At 72.3% G+C, this 18,089-nt stretch carries 14 protein-coding genes; 7 read left to right on the top strand and 7 right to left on the bottom strand.

Annotated features, from left to right (window positions below):
- Nucleotides 1-135 precede the first annotated feature (135 nt).
- From DEH69_RS03205 to DEH69_RS03215, 3 genes are all read left to right on the top strand, one after another.
- Entirely contained in the window at nucleotides 136-1,299 is a 1,164-nt protein-coding gene (locus DEH69_RS03205) for a CapA family protein (RefSeq protein ID WP_258534395.1), read from the top strand.
- Nucleotides 1,300-1,382: 83 nt separating this feature from the next.
- Nucleotides 1,383-2,234, top strand: a complete 852-nt coding sequence (locus DEH69_RS03210; RefSeq protein ID WP_113685322.1) for a DNA-formamidopyrimidine glycosylase family protein — start codon at nucleotides 1,383-1,385, stop codon at nucleotides 2,232-2,234.
- Between the two features lie 42 nt (nucleotides 2,235-2,276).
- Nucleotides 2,277-3,044, top strand: coding sequence for a sulfite exporter TauE/SafE family protein (locus tag DEH69_RS03215; RefSeq protein ID WP_113685323.1), 768 nt, complete (start codon nucleotides 2,277-2,279; stop codon nucleotides 3,042-3,044).
- Between the two features lie 83 nt (nucleotides 3,045-3,127).
- On the opposite strand, the gene DEH69_RS03220 is transcribed toward DEH69_RS03215, so the two are convergent.
- Nucleotides 3,128-4,567 carry a DUF234 domain-containing protein gene (locus DEH69_RS03220; RefSeq protein ID WP_113685324.1) on the bottom strand — a complete coding sequence of 480 codons (1,440 nt, stop codon included), beginning with the start codon at nucleotides 4,565-4,567 and terminating at the stop codon, nucleotides 3,128-3,130.
- Nucleotides 4,568-5,010: 443 nt separating this feature from the next.
- The gene (locus DEH69_RS03225) at nucleotides 5,011-5,289 is read right to left on the bottom strand and encodes a hypothetical protein (RefSeq protein ID WP_147255349.1); all 279 of its coding nucleotides are present in this window, start codon (nucleotides 5,287-5,289) and stop codon (nucleotides 5,011-5,013) included.
- Between DEH69_RS03225 and DEH69_RS03230 the strand changes: the two genes are divergently transcribed.
- Nucleotides 5,288-5,704 carry a hypothetical protein gene (locus tag DEH69_RS03230; RefSeq protein WP_113685326.1) on the top strand — a complete coding sequence of 139 codons (417 nt, stop codon included), beginning with the start codon at nucleotides 5,288-5,290 and terminating at the stop codon, nucleotides 5,702-5,704. The two genes, DEH69_RS03225 and DEH69_RS03230, sit on opposite strands and share 2 nt — an antisense overlap.
- Nucleotides 5,705-5,714: 10 nt before the next feature.
- Here DEH69_RS03230 and DEH69_RS03235 read toward each other — a convergent pair whose 3' ends face one another.
- Entirely contained in the window at nucleotides 5,715-6,668 is a 954-nt protein-coding gene (locus tag DEH69_RS03235; protein WP_258534396.1) for an acetamidase/formamidase family protein, read from the bottom strand.
- Nucleotides 6,669-6,812: 144 nt separating this feature from the next.
- On the opposite strand from DEH69_RS03235, the gene DEH69_RS03240 reads away from it, so the two are divergent.
- Nucleotides 6,813-7,913: a Gfo/Idh/MocA family protein gene (locus DEH69_RS03240; protein ID WP_113685366.1), complete on the top strand. Its 1,101-nt coding sequence runs from the start codon at nucleotides 6,813-6,815 to the stop codon at nucleotides 7,911-7,913.
- A gap of 118 nt (nucleotides 7,914-8,031) precedes the next feature.
- Here DEH69_RS03240 and DEH69_RS03245 read toward each other — a convergent pair whose 3' ends face one another.
- Together DEH69_RS03245 and DEH69_RS03250 are read right to left on the bottom strand one after the other, a co-directional pair.
- Nucleotides 8,032-8,607 carry a TerD family protein gene (locus DEH69_RS03245; protein ID WP_113685327.1) on the bottom strand — a complete coding sequence of 192 codons (576 nt, stop codon included), beginning with the start codon at nucleotides 8,605-8,607 and terminating at the stop codon, nucleotides 8,032-8,034.
- Between the two features lie 155 nt (nucleotides 8,608-8,762).
- The gene (locus DEH69_RS03250; protein ID WP_113685328.1) at nucleotides 8,763-9,548 is read right to left on the bottom strand and encodes an IclR family transcriptional regulator; all 786 of its coding nucleotides are present in this window, start codon (nucleotides 9,546-9,548) and stop codon (nucleotides 8,763-8,765) included.
- Between the two features lie 108 nt (nucleotides 9,549-9,656).
- Here DEH69_RS03250 and DEH69_RS03255 point away from each other — a divergent pair, with 108 nt between their 5' ends.
- Nucleotides 9,657-10,190, top strand: coding sequence for an SDR family NAD(P)-dependent oxidoreductase (locus DEH69_RS03255; RefSeq protein ID WP_113685329.1), 534 nt, complete (start codon nucleotides 9,657-9,659; stop codon nucleotides 10,188-10,190).
- Nucleotides 10,191-10,745: 555 nt separating this feature from the next.
- Here DEH69_RS03255 and DEH69_RS03260 read toward each other — a convergent pair.
- Nucleotides 10,746-13,832: a BTAD domain-containing putative transcriptional regulator gene (locus DEH69_RS03260; protein WP_113685330.1), complete on the bottom strand. Its 3,087-nt coding sequence runs from the start codon at nucleotides 13,830-13,832 to the stop codon at nucleotides 10,746-10,748.
- 208 nt (nucleotides 13,833-14,040) lie between these two features.
- Here DEH69_RS03260 and DEH69_RS03265 point away from each other — a divergent pair, with 208 nt between their 5' ends.
- Nucleotides 14,041-16,257: a tetratricopeptide repeat protein gene (locus tag DEH69_RS03265; RefSeq protein ID WP_258534397.1), complete on the top strand. Its 2,217-nt coding sequence runs from the start codon at nucleotides 14,041-14,043 to the stop codon at nucleotides 16,255-16,257.
- 417 nt (nucleotides 16,258-16,674) lie between these two features.
- Here the strand turns inward: DEH69_RS03265 and DEH69_RS03270 are convergent, their stop codons facing one another.
- Nucleotides 16,675-17,913, bottom strand: a complete 1,239-nt coding sequence (locus tag DEH69_RS03270; RefSeq protein WP_181727228.1) for a hypothetical protein — start codon at nucleotides 17,911-17,913, stop codon at nucleotides 16,675-16,677.
- Nucleotides 17,914-18,089: the final 176 nt, after the last annotated feature.

An 18,089-nucleotide genomic window follows, 5' to 3' on the forward strand; every position in this document is an offset into this window, starting at 1 on the left:
TGGTAGGCGGTACCTCCCGGGTGGCGGGAGGCGTCCGTTGCGGTGAGGGGGCCGTTCCCGGGAACCCTTATGGGTCGGTTTCTCCATATAAGTATGACTATCTGATCTTCAGGTCACACGAGCATGGAGCCGCATGTGTCTCAGCACCCTCCCCTCCCCGGATCCGCAGCGCTCACCGGCGCCCTGCTGCTCACCGTCGCCGCCCTCGCCGCCTGCGGCGGGGACGGCTCCCCCTCGTCGCCCGCGGAAAAGAAGTCGGCCGCCGACGCCGGGGCGACCGAGTTCACACTGGTGGCCACGGGCGACCTGCTGGTCCACGACTCCGTGATCCGCCAGGCGGTGGCCGACTCGGGCGGCGCGGGCCACGACTTCGGCCGCATGCTCGCGGACGCGAAGCCCCTGGTGGAGGAGGCCGACCTCGCGGTGTGCCACATGGAGACCGTCTACGGCGCGGACGGCGGCCCGTTCACCGGCTATCCGCTGTTCCAGACGCCACCCCAACTCGCCCAGTCCACCATGGAGGTGGGCTATGACTCCTGCTCCACCGCCTCCAACCACACCCTCGACGCGGGCGTCGACGGCGTGAGCCGCACCCTGGAGGCCATGGACGCCGCGGGCCTGGCCCACGCGGGCTCGGCCCGCACGCCTGAGGAGCGCGACACCCCGGCCATGATGGAGGCGGGCGGCGCCAAGGTCGCCCACCTCGCCTACACCTATGGCACCAACGGCATCCCCATCCCCGAGGGCCAGGACTGGCTCGTCAACGTCATCGACCCCGACCGCATCGTCGCCGACGCCCGCGCCGCCCGCGAGAAGGGCGCCGACGTCGTCGTGGTGAGCATGCACTGGGGCACCGAGTGGCAGGAGGAGCCCGACGAGACACAGCTCTCCCTCGCCGACCAGTTGACCGCGTCGGCCACGGAAGGGCGCCGCGACATCGACCTGATCCTCGGCACCCACGCGCACGTCCCTCAGGCGTACGAGAAGGTGAACGGCACCTGGGTCGTCTACGGCATGGGCGACCAGATCGCCGGTGTCATGAACGACCCGCGCGGGCAGCACGGCACCGCCGCCCGCTTCACGTTCGCCCCGCCCGCCGCCGAGGGCGAGCCATGGGACGTGAGGAAGGCGGAGTTCATCCCGCACGCCGTGGACAACGACCCGATCACCCTGGTCAACCTGCCGCGCGCCCTCGACGAGAACCCCGGCAACGCCGCCCACGCCGCCGCCCTCGACAGCATCACCGCGACCGTGCTCAGCAGGGGCGCGGCCGACGACGGGCTGCGCATGGGGCGCTGAGGGCGTCGACTCGGGGCGTCGACTCAGGGCGCCGACCGGCCGACGGGCGCTGGCGTCGAGGCGCGTTGCCGCACCATGGACACATGCCCGAAGGAGACACCGTCTGGCAGGCCGCCCGCCGCCTCGACGCCGCGCTGGCCGGTCACCGCCTGATCCGGTCGGACCTGCGCGTTCCCCGGCTCGCCACCGCCGACCTCGCGGGACGCGAGGTGCTCGGCGTCGTGCCGCGGGGCAAGCACCTCCTGATCCGCTTCGACGGGGGCCTCACCCTTCACTCCCACCTGCGGATGGACGGCGCGTGGCGGGTCTACGCGGCTGGTCAGCGCTGGACCGGCGGGCCCGGCCACCAGATCCGCGCCATCCTGGCCACCGAGGACCGCACGGCCGTCGGCTACCGCCTCCCCGTGCTCGACCTGCTGCGCACCGCCCACGAGCACTGCGTCGTCGGTCACCTTGGACCCGACCCTCTCTCAGCCTTCGGCCGGGGGGACCCCCAGCTCGCCTCGCCCGGCCCCGACTGGGACCCGGACGAGGCCCTGGCCCGCCTGCTCTCCGACCCCGCGAGGCCGCTGGGCGACGCGCTGCTCGACCAGCGGAACATCGCGGGCATCGGCAACGTGTACATGGCCGAGCTGTGCTTCGCCGTCGGCGCCACCCCCTGGCTGCCCATCGGCGAACTCCCCGACCCCGCACGCCTGGTGGCCACCGCCCGGCGCCTCATGGAGGCCAACAGGGAACGCCCCGACCGCACCACCACGGCCGACCCCCGCGCGGGCCGCCTCCACGTCTACGGCCGCGCGGGCCGACCCTGCCAGAGCTGCGGTGCCAGAATCCGCGTCGCCGACGACACCCACGGCATGCCCGGACGGCCCCGCCCCACCTACTGGTGCCCCCACTGCCAGCACGGCCCCGCCCCGGCGGCCTACCCTGCCTGACGTGCACAGAGAAACAAACTGCCGTACGGCCCCGGTGATCGCGTGACCGGGGCGGAGCTGCTCGCCGTGTTCGGCGCGGGCGTCGGCGCGGGGGCGATCAACACCGTCGTCGGCTCAGGAACGTTGATCACCTTCCCCGTCCTGCTCGCCGTCGGCGTCCCACCCGTCACCGCCGTGGTGTCCAACGCGCTCGGCCTGATACCCGGCTCCATCAGCGGCGCCATCGGCTACCGCAGGGAGCTCGCCGGGCAGCGGCGCCGCCTGGTCAAGCTGGGCTCGGGGGCCCTGTGCGGGGGCCTGACCGGAGCGACGCTGCTGCTCGCGCTGCCGAGCACGGCGTTCGACACGGTCGTCCCCGTCCTGGTCGCCGTGGCCCTTGTCCTCGTCCTGCTCCAGCCCAGGATCGCCGCCTGGTCCCGCCGCCGCCGCGCCCGCGCGGGCCGCCCGTCGCGCCCGGACGGCGGGCCGCTGCTGTACACGGGCCTGACGCTCGCGAGCGTCTACGGCGGCTACTTCACCGCGGCCCAGGGCATCATCTACTTCTCCCTCATGGGCATGGCGATCGACGACACGGCCCAGCGCCTCAACGCCGTCAAGAACGTCCTGGCCGCCCTCGTCAACTCCGTCGCCGCCCTCTTCTTCCTCTTCGTCGCCGACTTCGACTGGACGGCGGTCGCCCTGATCGCGGCGGGCTCCGCCCTCGGCGGCCAGATCGGCGCCTCGGTCGGCCGCCGCCTGAGCCCGGCCGTCCTGCGCGGCGCCGTGGTGGTGATCGGCAGCCTGGCCCTGGCCCAACTCATCGCGCGCTGAGGCGACATGGCGCGCCCCGTCAGGACGCCATCCCGTCAGGGCACCATCCCTTCAGGACGCCATCCCTTCAGGACGCCATCCCGTCAGGGCGCCCACGCCTCCACCAGCCGCTCCGGGCCGTACGCCGCCGCAAGGCCATCGGTGGTGAAGCCCGCCCGCGACACGGCGATCAACGGCGTGCCCCCGTCCGCACCGGGCACGGCCAGCGCGTCCCTGGCCAGCGCGCCCAGGGCCCGCTGGTCGAACGGCCGCTGCTCGCGCCACTTGACCGACCCCACGAACGCGATGGCCCGCGCGGGCGCCCGGTCGGCGCCCACGAGGTCCACCTCGGGGTTGTTGGTGCGCGGCCACCAGCCGCCGACCTCGCGTACCCCGGGCCACCGCTCGTCGGGCAGCAGCCTGCCCAGCGCCTCACGCACCACCGGCTCCACGGCCCGCCCCCGCCACGAGGCCCAGCCGCGTTCGACCGTCTCGGCCACCAGCCGCCCCCGCCCGCGCTCGATCTCCGGGATAGCGCTCTCCAGGAACGCCAGCCAGAAGCGGAGGTACGAGTCGGCCACGCGATAGCGCCGATCGCGGTCGCCCGGCCTGACCGACAGCGGGGTGTCGACCGCCACAAGACGCTTGCCGACGAGGGCGCGCAGCACGGGGTTGAGCGAGCCGGGCGGCAGGGGCCGGTCATCGCCCCCCGCCGCCGAAGCGATCCTGCTGAACGTCCGCTCCCCGCTGCCGATCACCCCCAGCACCTGCCGGGCCCGCACGGCCGCGGGGAACTCCGCCGCCAGCATGCGCTCTCCCGACACCAGCAGCGGCGACGTCGGATCGTCGAACGAGCGGGCGAGGAAGTCCGCGCGGCTCTCGCCCTCCCGCCACTCCTGGCAGACCAACGGCAGACCGCCGGTGACCAGGTGCGCGTCGATGGCGTCTGCGGGCGCCAGGCCCGTCATCCGCATCACCTCGTGCGGCGACAGCGGCGGCAGGACCATCTCGACCCCGCGCTGGTGGAACGGGCGGCCGTACGCGCCCAGTTGCTCCATCATCGCCAGGTCGCTGCCGATGAGGACGAGCAGCACGGGCTTCCGGCCGAGCACCCGGTCCCACACCGTCTGAAGGGTGCCCTCGAACACCGGGTCGCCCTCGATCAGCCAGGGCAGCTCGTCCAGCACGACGACACTGGGGGAGTCGTCGGGCAGCACCGCCGCGAGCTGTCGGAGAGCGGTATCCCAGGAGTCCACGCCGGTGATCCCGGCCAGCAGATCCGTGCCGGGCAGCGAGGAGCGCCTGACCTCGGCGAGGAAACGGGCCCGCTCCCGGTCCTGGTCCTCGCCCCGGGTGGCCTGGTGCACGACATATGGCACCCCGGAGCGCTCGCAGAAGACGTCCACGAGCCGGGACTTCCCGACCCGGCGCCGCCCACGCAGCAGCAACGCCCGTCCGCGCTGGTCGCCGAGACCGTCCCTGACCCACGCCAGATGCCGCTCCAGCGCCGCGAGCTCCGCGACCCGGCCCACGAACCCCGCCATCCCGTCACCTCTCTCGCCATGACCATACTTATGCCGAGTTTACTCAACTCAGACATAGTAAGTTCAAAGCGAGTAAGCGGGAGAGCGTTCTCCCGATAGGGGTGGAGAGCGCTCTCCCTTTCCCGGCCCGCGGAGAGCGCTCTCCTGGTAGCTGGGAGAGCGCTCTCCGCCGGTCGGGGAGGGTCGCCGCCAGGGCGGTCTTCGCCCGGGCCAGGACGCGGTCCGCGTGGTCCCGGGGTGTCCGGGATCGTGCCGTAGACGAGGTGGACCGCGGAGTCGTCGATGCAGCGGAACGCGCGGATGCCCTCGTTGAGCAGGCGCGTCAGGTGCTTGTCCCAGCCGGGGGCGGTGATCAGCTCCTCCCCGTAGCCGATCAGGCCCACCCACACCGCCCGCTTGCCGCGCGGCGTCGGCTGGCTGCGGCCATCGGCGAAGCCGTGGTTTCAGGTGCGGTCCACCCAGCCGTTGAGGATCGCGGGCAGGCCGTAGACGGAACGCTCATGGTGGCCACCGGGGCCCGCGGCGCGGTCGACCAGCGTCAACGCGTGCGATTCGGAGTGCTGGGGCCGCTTGCGGTGTGGACCGCGGAGGGGCGGCCGGTGCTGGTGCCGGAGCGCAAGGTGCAGCTGCTGCTCGCCGATCTCGTCGCCCACCGGGGGCGCCCGCGCGGCCGAGCAATCGAGCCCGTTCGCCGAGGAGTTCGCCCGCGTCGGCCTCGGCATGGTGGCGCGCCGCGCCGGGCGGCTCGCCGAGGCGGACGAGCACTTCGCCCGCGCGCTCGCGTGGAACGAGCGCCTCGCGGCCGACTACGGCGTGCCGTTCCGCGGCCTCGCCCTGCCGCTGGCCGAGGCGGGCTTCGTCGCCGAGCTGCGCGGCGACGCCGAACGCGCCCGCGCCCTGCACACCAGGAGCCTCGCCGTGGCCCGCGAGCTCGGCGACCCCCGCGCCGCCGCCCTGGCCACCGAGGGCCTGGCGGGCGCGGCCTCCCTCGTGAGCGACCACCAACGCGCAGCCCAACTCCTCACCGACACAACGGCGTTGCGCACCTCCGTCGGCAACGCTCCCGCGGCAGCGGTCGCGGACCCGCCCCGCGCCGCCACCGGGCTCCCTCGGACGCGGAAGCCGTCGAGCGCGTAGGGCGGCGCCCTCAACAGCGGGAGGCACGTGGGGAGATGGCCCCTTCGGGCAGCAGCGCGTGAACACCCCACGTCTGATTGGCCACTTGGGTCACCCGCAGCTGCACCGCCGCGCTCGAGAGGGCCAGGGCAGCCGCGGGGGTGAGGCCGAGCAGCGCCGCGAGCCAGGTGACCATCGCCTCAAGCGCCTGCCCCGTCGCCTCGTTGAGGTCGGGGCTGAAACCGAATGTCACCCGGCCCGCCGGGGTCACCGCGTACGCGGTCGGCAGCGCGGGCTCGGGCACCAGGTCGAGCGTCAGCCGCGTCGTCATGCCGCACTCGATGGCCGTGCCCGACGCCTCGCCGTCGCCCTGCGCCGCGTGCCCGTCGCCGACGCACAGCAGCGCGCCGTTCACCGTCACCGGCAGGAACAGCGTTGATCCCGCGACGAGTTCGCGGCAGTCGATGTTCCCGCCGCCGAACACCCTCGGCGGCACCGTCGAGTGCTCGCCCGGCCCCGGCGGCGGCATGCCGATGACCCCGAGGAACGGGGCCAGCCGCACCGTGTGCCCGAACTGGTCGGTGCCGATGCCGCGTTCGGCGTCCAGCTCCCACAGCAGCCAGGTCGGGACCGAACCGACCAGGCCGAGGCGCCGGTTGACCGGGGTGTCGCGCCCGCCCGCCACGGTCCAGCCCCACGCGTCGGGCCGCAGCGCGTCGAGGCGCACGGCAAGTGCCATGCCAGGCGCGGCGCCCCGCACCTCCATCGGCCCGGCGAGGCAGTGCCCGCGGCGTTCCTCGATCAGGGTGGGGGCGGGCTCGCCCGGCGTGCGCTGCCGCTCCAGATGCCCCGAGGCGTCGAGGGAGCGGACCACGACCGAGTCCCCTGGAGCCAGGGAGAGCACCGGCGGCAGATCGGCGGAGAAGACGTCGGTCACCGTGTCGGGTGCCGGATCGAGGCGGTGCTCGACCAAGGCGGCGCTCACCTTCCGTGCGGGCTCCGGCGCGCGCTGGGCGCGTGCGCTTCGGTGCGCGCCGGGGCCGAGGGGACATCCCGCACATCTTCCCTGGTCGGACACCCGTACGGAAGGGGCGTCTTGTCATCCGATGTCGTGGGTAGGCTGCCCGCCGTGAGTGAGACCTCTCGGCCGATACGGTTCGGCCTCATCGGCAGCGGGCGGCGTTCGGAGTTCTTCGTGCGGCTGGCCCGCGCCCTGCCGGACCGGCTCTCGGTCACGGGCGTGGTGACCAGGACCGCCGAGCGCGGCGCCGAGGCGGAGGCGGCCTTCGGCGTTCCTTCGTACCGCACCGCCGATGAGCTGGTGAACGCGCAGGGCGAGCGGCCCGAGTTCGTCATCCCGTCCGTCCCCTGGTCGGTGACCGCGTCCGCGACCGCCGAGCTGGTGCGCCTCGGCGTTCCGGTGCTGGCCGAGACCCCGCCCGCGGCCGACATCGAAGGGCTGCGCCGCATGTGGCGGGAGACCGGCGCGAGCGGGCTCGTCCAGGTCGCCGAGCAGTACCCGCTGATGCCGGGGCACGCGGCCAGGCTCGCCCTGCTCCGCGAGGGGGCGATCGGCGATGTCACCTCGGTGCAGCTGTCGTCCACGCACCTCTACCATGCCGTTTCCCTCGTCCGGCACACGCTGGGCGTGGGCTTCGAGCCCGCGGAGGTCACGGCCCGTACGTTCACGGCGCCGCTCGCCGACCCGCTCTCGCCCGCGGGCTGGTCGGGGGACGCGACGCCCAAGGACGCCTCGACGACCCTCGCCATGATCGACTTCGGCGGCGGCCGGATGGGCCTGTACGACTTCACCGACAATCAGTGGTGGAATCCCCTGCGCGCCCGGCGCATGGTGGTGCGCGGGTCGCTCGGCGAGATCGTGGACGACACCGTTGTGCGCCTGGCCGACCCGCGCACGCCCGTCGAGTCGCGGCTCATCCGGCGGCAGACGGGCACCGACCTCAACCTGGAGGGCCGCGAGCTGCACCACATCAGCTACGACGGCCGCGTGATCTACCGCAACGCGTATCTCGGGGGAGCGCTCTCCGAGGACGATCTGGCCGTGGTGGACCTGGTGTTCCGCATGGGCGCGTGGGTGCGCGGCGAGGGGCCGGAGCCGTATCCGCTGGCCTGGGGGTGCCAGGACCACCTCATCAGCCTGGCCATTGTCGAGGCGGCGCGCACGGGGGAGACGGTGACGACGAGGCGCGAGGCGTGGGCGCCGGAGTGAGCTCTTCCCCGCGCGCCGCCCCGACGCCTCCCGGCGGACCGCCGCCTCCCGCCGCCCCACCGCGGCTTGCCGCCCCAACGGGGCTCGCCCGGCCCGGGCGGCGGGAGGTGCCGGGCGTTCAGATCGCGACGCCGAAGTCCCTGGCGATGCCCTCGAGCCCGGACGCGTAGCCCTGCCCCACCGCACGGAACTTCCAGTCCGCGCCGTTCCGGTACAGCTCGCCGAAGACCATGGCCGTCTCGGTCGCGGCGTCCTCGCTCAGGTCGTAGCGCGCGATCTCGGCGCCACCCGCCTGGTTGAGGACGCGGATGTAGGCGTTGCGGACCTGGCCGAAGTTCTGGCCGCGGTTCACGGCGTCGTAGACGGAGACCGCGAACACGATCTTGTCGACGTCGACGGGCAGGCCCGCGAGGCCGACCTGGATCTGCTCGTCGTCGCCCACGCCCTCGCCCGTGCGGTTGTCGCCGAGGTGGACGATTGTGCCGTCCGGGGTCTGCTTGTTGTTGAAGAAGATGAAGTGGCTGTCGGAGTACACGCGGCCCGTGGGGTTGACGGCGATCGCGCTGGCGTCGAGGTCGAAGTCCGCGCCGGTGGTGACGCGGACGTCCCAGCCCAGTCCGACGGTGACGGCGGTCAGGCCCGGCGCCTCCTTGGTGAGGGAGATGTTTCCGCCTTTGGACAGGGATACGGCCATGAGGTCTCCTTGGGCTCCGGGCGCCGGTCTTTCCCAGCGCCAAGCTCGACAGACCACGAATCTACGTCACCCGGGCGAACGGCGGCGTGGCCGGTACATCGACCGGCAAAACGGTCGACTCACCGTCCAACTCATCGCCCAACTCGCCGGGCGCGTCAGCCCGTTGCCCCGCCCAGGTCGCAGCGCTGCGGCGGCGCGCCCAGGGTGAGCGAGATGTGCCGGGCCGACTCCGCGACGGCCTCGCCGCAGGCCGCCATGGCCGAGGTGTCGGCGGGGTGGCTCAACGCGGCCGCGCTGATCCCGCCGATCACCTGCCCCCCGTGGTCGAACACGGGCGCGCCGACGGCGATCACGCCGTCCTCGTTCTCCTCGTGGTCCTCCGCCCAGCCGCGCCGCCGCACCGCGTCCAACTCGGCGAGCAGCGCCTCGGGATCAGTGTGCGTCCGCGCGGTGCGCGCGGGCGTGCCCGCCCGCGCGAGCAGCGCGCGCGCCGTCTCCTCGGGCAGGGAAGCCAGGATCGCCTTGCCGACCGACGTGGAGTGCAGCGGCAGGCTCATCCCGACGCGCGACGCCAGGTGATAGGGGCGGTCGCCCTCCAACTTGGCCGCGTACACGGCCTCGTGGCCCGAGAGCAGCGCGAAGTGCACGGTCCACGACGTGCGTTTGCGCAGCTCGTCGAGCGCGGGCCGCACCTGCCCCGACAGATCGGCGGCGCGCTGGTGGCGGCCGATCAGCGTGAGGATCCTGGGGCCGCCCGCGTAACTCCCGTGGCTTGTCTGGCGGGCGAACCCCCGCTCGACCAGCGTCCGCAGGATCCGGTGCACGGTCGGCTTCGGCAGCCGCGTCGCCCGTGAGAGGCCCGCGATGCTGTCGTGCTCGGCCAGCGCCTCCAGGACATCCAGCGTCTTGTCGGCGGCCGTTCGCCGACCCTCCCCTGTCATGCGCCCAGTTTAGGTGCCCGCTTTGGGGGCCCGCGCCCCACTTCTCTCGGAAACCTCGTGTGACCGGGTTCACAGCGGCCGGGGTGTGTGGCGGCATCGAACCCGCGAATGCGGAACGGTATTCCATCCCACGGAATACAGGAGCGGACGTGTCGGACGCGCGGAGCCCCTCCGAACGACTCGCCCAACCCGCCCAACTCAACGCTCTCGCCACGACGTTGCTCGGTCAACGTCGTCGGCGCGTTCCGCTGCGCCCGCGCCCTCGCCCCCGCCCTGCGCGCCTCCCGGGGCGCGATCGTGAACATCGCCTCCATCTCGGGCCACCGCGCCGGGGGTTCGTCCATCGCCTACGGCGTCAGCAAGGCCGCCCTGCTGCAGCTCACCCGCAACCTCGCCAGCGCCCTCGCCCCCGAGGTTCGCGTCAACGCCCTCGCCCCCGGCACCGTCGCCACCCGCTGGCAGACGGCCCTGCGCGGCGAAGAGCGCTTCGCCCGCCGCGCCCGCACGGAGCGCGCCACGGTCCCCCTCCGCACCACCGCGACCCCCGACCACATCGCGCAGGCCGTCCTCACCCTCCTGACGATGGACCTGGTCACCGGCGAGTCGCTGATCGTTGACGGGGGGAAGCACATTCGTTATTGAGCCGGTGCCCTCGTCGGAAACGCGAACGGCACCCGAGATGGGTGTTGTAACGATTCTTCGGTGGACGTGCTCGAAGTCAGGCCCGTATGGATCCTGATTCGGGGGCGCCTGTTCCGTTCCCCGCCTCCCACATCGGAATGTAGATACCCAGGATCTCGTGCATCAGAGTGTAGATTCCGGCGGCCATTGCCGTCGCATACGTCGTCCTCGGCGTCTGTCCACTGTCTCCCTGGCTCGATATGCCCTGGGATATCAGCATCGCGGCCACTGCCGATACGAGGGGCAGAACCGCGGCGGAGGCGGGCGCGAGGGGGCGGCTGCGGAAAGTTCGCACGGGAGTCTCTTTCTCGAACTGATGCACAAGCTTCGCTGATCCTAGACACCCCGCGCGCGATCCCAAAATCTGGCTGAGGCGGAGAGTCCGGCGGCGCTTGGCTCGTGGATGTGCACCCGCTATTGGAGTCAATGTCCACTTTGTCCCGAAAGCGCGAGCGAACGCGCTCTAAGCGGCGGATCCTACCAGCTGAAGCGCGTCCCGAAAATCGCGTTCATGTCCTATTCCGAGTTGCGCGCGATGTGGTGTACTTCCGCCAGGAGTTCACGGGCTTCCCGCTCCTCCTGGTGGGCCTGGCTCGCCCGGGCCACCGCCAGCGCGGCGCTCAGGTGCTGGGCCGCCGCGGTCGGGTTCCCCAGGCTGGCCTGGGCCTTTCCTGCGCCGATGAGGGCCCGCGTCTCCTCGGCCGTGGCCCCGATGAGCTGAGCCGTCTCCCCTGCGCGGCGATAGGTCTCGTGTGCGCGGTCGAATGCGCCGCGGTCGTGGTGAAGGGCCCCGATGCCGATGAGGGCATGCGCCGTGCTCTTCCTGTCGCCAAAGCTGCGGAAAGCCGTGAGGCATTCCTCGAACATGGCCAGCGCTCTGTCTTTTTCCTCGGCATCTTCCGAAGCGGCGAGGACGGAGGCCAGATTCGCCTGCACGATGACCTCGTCGAAAGAGGCGCCGCTGGCTCTCGCCAGAGCCAGCGCTCGCTCGAGCGGTGGCCGCGCCAGGTCCACTCGCCCTCGGTCCTGCTGAAGTGTGCCTATATTGTTGAGGGTTATGGTGAGATTGTGGTCGTCGCCCACGGCGGCAAAGTACTCGCTCACCTGCTGGAAGTGCTCCAGCGATTCCCGGTACCGATGAAGCGATGACAGAATGATCGCCACATTGTTTTTGCAACGGGCCTGACCGCGCGTGTTCTTTCTCTCCGAGTGGAGGGCGATGGCCGATTCGTGGAGACGCAGTGCCTCGCGCAGGCGCCCGGTATGCCAGTCGATGACTCCGAGGCCGCGCAGTGCCTCCGCCTGGATTCCGCCCTCGTCGATCTCCTGGGCGATTCCGAGCGCTCGCCGATAGGCCGCCACGGCCTCCTCGTACAGGCCGGTGTTCGCGTGTGTCGCGCCAAGGTCGAGCAGGGCCAGGCTCAACGCCCGGCGGTCGTCCGCCGCTTCCCAGTGCGCCACGGCGTGGTGGCGCATGGCGGCGGCGTCGATCCACCGGCCCTCGGCGTCGAGGAATCCCGCCAGCACATGGCCGAGCAGGGCCGACCAGACCGGAGGCAGGTGAGCGCGCGCGAACGCCTCCGTCGCCAGGAGATTCCCGCGCTCCCGCTGGAACCAGCCGTTCCAGTCGTTCGACGACGAAGCCGCCGATGTGCTCGGAAGGGCGATCCTGGGCCGACCGGGGTAGAGAGAACGATCCGCGAGGTCAGCGGCGTTGAGATAGAAATTGATCAGCCGGAGGATCGCGGCCTCGCGCACCTCTTCCGTCTCCTCGGCGGTGGCCAGGGTCCGCGCGTACTCGCCCACCAGATCATGGAAGTCATAGCGATTCGGAATCTGCTCACGCACAAGATTGCAGTGAAGTAAGTGATCGAGAAGGCGCTCGGTTTCGGCCAGTGGAAGACCGGTCAGCGCCGCGGCGGCCGGTGGGTCGAAATCATCCCCCGGATGCAACCCCAGCAGGCGGAACGCCGATTGTTGATCAGCGTGCAGCGCGAGGTAGCTCAGCCCGAACGCATTGGCGATTTCACGGTATCCGTCGTAAATCTGCGCCAATCTGCCCGAAGGTCGGGACAGTTGTTGCCTGAGCGTCGCGAGGTCCCAGGACCCGTGCGTGCTGAAACGTCCCGCCACCAGCTCCACCGCGAGGGGCAGATAGCCGCACAGCTCGACCACGCGGGCCAGCTCGGCCGGATCGTCCGCGTCGCGCATCCGCTCCTCACCGGCGCAGGCCCGGAACAGCGCCGCCGCGTCGTCCGCGTCCATCACGTCGAGGGCGAGCGAGCGCACCCCGGGCAGCCCGGTGAGCCGTCGCCTGCTGGTGATGATCAGCAACGAGGGGCTCGTGTCGGGGAGCAGCGGCCTGACCTGGTCGGGCCCCGCGGCGTCGTCGAGAACGATCACCGAGCACCTGTCCGCCAGGATGGCCCGCCACAGGGCCGCGCGCTCCTCGGTGGACCGGGGGATGGCCTCGGGCGGAATGCCCAGCAGGCCGAGCAGATCGCCGAGCGCGGCGCCCGCGGTCAGTGGCTCCCTGTCGCTGCCGTCCCCCAGCAGGTTGAGGTACAGCCCCGCGTCGGGGAAGCGGTCGCCGAGCATGTGCGCGGCGTGGACGGCCAGGGATGTCTTGCCCACCCCCGCCATCCCGGATATGGACTCGAGGGCGACCACGCGCCCTCCGTCCCCCGCCGCCTCCAGGCGGCGCAACTCACGGACTCGGCCGATGAGTTCGGTGCGACGCGGGAGGTTGTTCCGCGGTGTCCGCGCGAGGGCCGGGCGGGGCGCGACCCGGGTGACCCCTCTGCCGGGCGGTCTCGGGAGCAGCCGCCCGACCGGCGTCCGGTTGAGGATCTGTTGATGTATCTGCGTCAGGTGCTCGCCCGGCTCGCTCCCCAGGTCGTCGTGGAGCGTGCGCCGCACGGCCCGATAGGTGGCCAGGGCCTCGGCGTCGCGCCCGCACCCGTAGTAGGCGATCATCAGACGGGCCGCGAGCCGCTGGTCGTGCGGGTGCCGGGCGGTCAGCGCGGACAGTTCGGCGAGGCACTCGGCGAAGCGGCCGAGGCGCAGCTCGGCGGCGATGCGGGCCGAGGTGACCTGGTGCCTGGACTCCGCCAGGCTGGTGCGCACCTGCTCGGGCCACAGCCCCGGGAGCCCGGCCAACGCCTCGCCGTGCCACAGGCTCTCCGCCCCGCGGAATAAGTCCGCGGCCCCCTCGTCGTCCCCTTCGCCCTCGAGGCGGGTGGCCCGCGCGGCGAGGCGCTGGAAGCGGTGCCAGTCCACCTGGTCGGGATCCATCTCCAGCGTGTAGGTGTGGGCGTGCCCCCTGATGAACTGCGTGCGCGCCGCGGCCGGATTCCCCTCATCCCGCTCGGCCTCGCGTAACGCGCGGCGGATTCGGGAGACATGCGAGTGGGCGTTCTCGCGCGGCCGGGCAGGCAGCGCGGTCGCTCCGTCCCAGAGGCGGTCGATCAACGTGGACAGTGCGACGGGGCGACCCACCTCGAGTGCGAGCGTCGCCATGACGATGCGTTCCTTGTCCGAGCGGAACGCCAGACGTTGCCCCCGTGATGCAAGCGTCACGGGGCCGAGCACCGCGACCTCCACCAGCCCTCCCCGGCCGGTCCGTCGTGCTTTGGCCCAAGGGTGACAGAGCCGTCGCGGGGGTGCCAGAGGGCATGGGGCGGCGGCGTTGGCCGATTTCGGGCCGCCGATCGCTCTTCTTGTTCTCGGTGTGATCCTGATGGGTAGGAAGAAGCGCAGCGCACGTAGTCATGTGTGTCGACGGCACTGGCTCGGTCTGGGGGGATGGCCCGTGCATCCTTATGCGCAAGCCCATCGCAACGTCATCGGCGGCTCGGCCAGGATCGAGGGGGCGAGCATTCAGGCCGGTCATGTGAACGGCGGGATCCACGTGCACCAGCAGAGCGCGCCGCCTCGGCCCGTTCCCCGGCAACTGCCCCGTGTTCCCCCGCACTTCACGGGCAGGGAACGCGAGCTCGCGGCGCTCTCCGAGATCCATGACCGCGCCGCCGACGGCGAGGCGCCCCTGATCGTTGTGAGCGGCCCGGCCGGTATAGGGAAGACGGCCCTGGTCTCGCGCTGGGTGAGAGCCCGCGCGGAGTCGCGGTTTCCCGATGGCTGCCTCTACGCCGACCTGCGCGGCCACGCCCCTGAGGGCCCGGTCGCGCCGGGCGACGTTCTCGGACAGTTCCTGCGCGCGCTCGGCCTGACGCAGACGCCGACCGGGCTGCCGGAGCTGATGGGGACGTGGCGCACGCTCACCGCGCCCCTGCGCATCGCCGTCGTCATCGACAACGCCATCTCCGCCGCCCAGACCACTCCGCTGATCCCGGGTGGTGAGGGCAATCTCACGATCGTGACCAGCCGGTTCCGCCTGACGGGGCTGCGGATCGAGGGCGCGGTGCCGCACCAGCTCGGGCCGCTCGACGCCGACGCCTCGTGGGCGTTGCTGTCCAGGGGGATCGGCGAGGACCGGCTGCGCGCCGACGCCGGGGCCACCGACCGGGTGGTCGAGCTGTGCGCGGGCTTCCCCCTGGCCCTGTGCCTGGCCTCGGCCTGGCTGTCGTCCCGGCCGCGGCAGCCGGTGCACACCATGGCCGACACCCTCGCGCGGGATCCCCGACGCGCGGCGACGCTCACCGGGGAAGGTGCGGTGGCGGCCGTGCACACCGCGCTCGACGAGTGCTACGCGGTGCTGCCCGCCGAGGCGGCCAGGCTGTACCGGCGGTTGGGGGCGTTCCCCTTCCCGGTCTTCGAGTCCCGGCTGGCCGCGGCGGCCGGTGGGCTCTCGCTCGACGAGGCCGACCGGGTGCTCGACGACCTGCTCGAGGCGAACCTCGTCGAGGACGTCGACGTCGACCGCTGGCGCCTGCACGACGTGGTGCGGCGGCACGCGGCCGCGCTCGCGCGACACGAGGCGTCCGAGGACGGCGGCACGGCGTGGGCGGAGGCGCTCAGGCGCGCCTGCGACTGGTTCCTGGCCACGGCAACGGCGGCGCAACGGATCCTGACCCCGGTGCAGGCGGTGCTCGAGCGCACCGTGCGCTACCCGCCCGACCTCTCCCTCCCCTTCGATGACGAGGCCGGTGCCCTCGGCTGGCTTGATGCCCGCCGCGCCGATCTGCTCGTCGCGGTGCGAACGGCCGTGGAGCGCGGATGGGATGACACGGCGTGGCAGCTCGTCGACGCCATGTGGCCGCTGTTCTCGCGTCTTCGCCACTACCCCTTGTGGATCGAGGCGCACGAGCTGGGGCGGGCGGCGGCCCACCGGGCAGGGAACGGGGACGCCGAGCGGCAGATGCTCAACTCGGGGGCGATCGGCCTCAGCGCGGCAGGCCGCCTCGAGACGGCCATCGACTGGTACACGGCGTCCCTCGACGCCGCGCGCGGCGTCGGTGACCGAAGGGACGAGGGACAGGCGCTCCTGGGGCTTGGCGCGGCGCACCGCGAGGCGGGGCGGTTCGAGGGGGCGATCCCCTACCTCGCGGAGGCCATCGAGGTGTGGAACGAGGTCGGCTACCTTCGGGGCACCGCGCTCGCCCGCATCGTGCTGGGCGAGATCGCCATCGAACGCGGCCGGTACCAGCAGGCGGAGACCCACTTCAGGCTGGCTCTGTCGACCATGACCGAGCTGGACGAGCCGTACGAGGTGGCCCGGGCCCGGGTGTTCCTCGGGCAAGCGCTCTCCCGGATGGGTGATCACGGCGGCGCCGAGAGCGAACTACGCCAGGCCCTCGAGGTGTTCGAGGTCCGCGGGACGGTCCACTGGCAGGCCAGAACGCTGGACACGTGGGGCGACAGCGCCGCGCGCGCCGGAGATCACTCCGCCGCGCGCGGCCATCGTGAACGCGCCCTCGCCCTCTTCGCCTCCTCGAGTCCCAAGGACGCGGCACGGCTCAGGGAGCTTCTGGGAGAGCGCTCTCCCTCGGCGGACCCAGACCCTTCAGCTCCGCCAGCGAGTGGCCATCGACCAGCCACCCGTGCAGACACGACGCCATCAGCGGACTGACCCCGCCGCGCCATGCCGACGCAGCCGACCGCCGCCCCGACACCCGGACGACACCGTTGTGGTCCGCCACCAGCCAGCCGCCCCCGGCGAGGGGCACGGCGACGAGTCGGCACCCGGGGTGCCGGGCGAGTCGCGCCCGCGCCCATGGGACCGCCCGCGGCGGCGGGCGCCGAACGTGCCCGTACAGCACGTCCGCGCAGGCTAGCCAGCGTTCCTCCGCACACGCGTCCGCGTCCACGGCGATGTGCTCGTCCATGGCGTCGGGCAGCGGCCCGCCGCGCGCCACGAACGTGCGCGACCCCGACGCGGTCCGGATCGCCAGGGCGAAGGAGTCGGCGGGACGGTCGCCCCCTGACGGCGTGGCGACCCAACGCCGGGCGACGGCCGCGGGACCGCACGGCCGTTCATCGGGCGCGTTCATGCCGTCAGCCGCCTTTCCGCCCAGGTGTCGAGCCGGGGCGGAAGCGGCAGCGGGGCCGTCGGCGCGGCGTGCGCGGGCTGGCCCAACCCCAGTACCAGGTACAGCAGTCGGCGCATGTTGCGCGCGAAGAGCCCCGGCTCGGAGCTGATACGGGAGGCGATGGCCGCGTACTCCTCTCTTCTGTACTCGGCCGCCGCATAGCCGAGTTGCTCGGACAGCGCATGCCCAGGGGTCAGCGCGGGCGCCGTCAGGGCGAGCGCCGCCGCTGGCGAGTCCGGGTTGATCTCCTGGGACGGCGACGCCGCAAGCAGGATCGGCGCCTCCGTCAGCGTTCCGTACAGCGTCACCGAGCCGTGGTCCCCGATGATCGCGTCCGCGGCGACCAGGAGCGCCCGCCAGTCGGCCTGGGGCGGTACGACGGCGATGCCGCGGTCGATGCACCGCGACAGCCAGGCCCGCACCTGGAAGGACCCGTGGCCGGAGAACACGTTCGGATGAAGGAGCAGGGCGATCCGCTGCCCGGGAAGCGCCAGTTCGCTCAGCAGCCGCGGCATCAGCGTCTCGATGCCGCCGAACGACGAGTGCGGCCCCCACGTCGAGACCACGGTGACCAACTCCTCGTCCGGCAGCAGCCCCAGGGCCGTACGGTAGCGCTCCCGCCCTGGGAGGCTCGCGGCGATCCGGTCGTACACCGGATCGCCCACGACGGTGGCGACCGGCACCGCCTCCGGGCAGGAACGCTCGAGTTGCCGAAGGTCACCCGCGTGCGGCAGCACCACGGCGGCGGGCGGCCTGCGGTCCTCGCCGAGCAGGATGTCCGAGGGGCCGAGACCGTAGACGTGCGTGCGCGAAGCCCCCGCCCTCCGCTTCAGATAGCTGGCCCCGTGCGGCACGGTGACGACGGGCCCCCGTACCTCGCCCATGCCCCGTGGCCCGGCCGCGAGGACCAGGTCGTACTCAAGACGTAGCGCCTCGTCCCACGGCAGGACGGGCCCGCCGAGGTCGTGCAGATAGCGCGAAGCGCCGTCCCCCAACTCGTGGGGCGGCGCGGTGAACAGCAGTTGAATCCGGAAGTCCTGTGCCAACAGGCCGACGATCTCGCTCAGTCGCTTCCCGTAGGGCACCGTGTGGACGACGGCCAGCACCTTCTTGCGCCCCGGCAGTGTCAGCCACTGCCGGTCGCGGTTCCGGCCGTCATGTGCGTGTACGCCTTCGGAGTCTCCGATGGCTGGCATGACGACATCCCCCATGTCCGTGTGTCATTGCGGGCCTTTCCGCCAAGCGTGCGGCTGCTCGCCGTCGCGGGGGCCCATACAACGGGATGGTTGCCGCGTGTCCGGACAGAAGAGTGGCGAGATCCATGCAGAAACCTTGCCGAACCGGGCAGGGCGGCTTTTCGCCCCGCCGCGTT

It is taken from the genome of Streptomyces sp. PT12 (assembly GCF_003311645.1).
Taxonomy (GTDB): Bacteria; Actinomycetota; Actinomycetes; order Streptomycetales; family Streptomycetaceae; genus Streptomyces.

Excerpts from the sequence above, each read along its gene's own strand:
- DEH69_RS03270 (WP_181727228.1), bottom strand. The coding sequence starts at position 17,913 with ATGCCAGCCATCGGAGACTCCGAAGGCGTACACGCACATGACGGCCGG.
- DEH69_RS03245 (WP_113685327.1), bottom strand. The coding sequence starts at position 8,607 with ATGGCCGTATCCCTGTCCAAAGGCGGAAACATCTCCCTCACCAAGGAG.
- DEH69_RS03220 (WP_113685324.1), bottom strand. The coding sequence starts at position 4,567 with ATGGCGGGGTTCGTGGGCCGGGTCGCGGAGCTCGCGGCGCTGGAGCGG.
- DEH69_RS03250 (WP_113685328.1), bottom strand. The coding sequence starts at position 9,548 with ATGACAGGGGAGGGTCGGCGAACGGCCGCCGACAAGACGCTGGATGTC.
- DEH69_RS03255 (WP_113685329.1), top strand. The coding sequence starts at position 9,657 with ATGCGGAACGGTATTCCATCCCACGGAATACAGGAGCGGACGTGTCGG.
- DEH69_RS03210 (WP_113685322.1), top strand. The coding sequence starts at position 1,383 with ATGCCCGAAGGAGACACCGTCTGGCAGGCCGCCCGCCGCCTCGACGCC.
- DEH69_RS03225 (WP_147255349.1), bottom strand. The coding sequence starts at position 5,289 with ATGCCGAGGCCGACGCGGGCGAACTCCTCGGCGAACGGGCTCGATTGC.
- DEH69_RS03230 (WP_113685326.1), top strand. The coding sequence starts at position 5,288 with ATGGTGGCGCGCCGCGCCGGGCGGCTCGCCGAGGCGGACGAGCACTTC.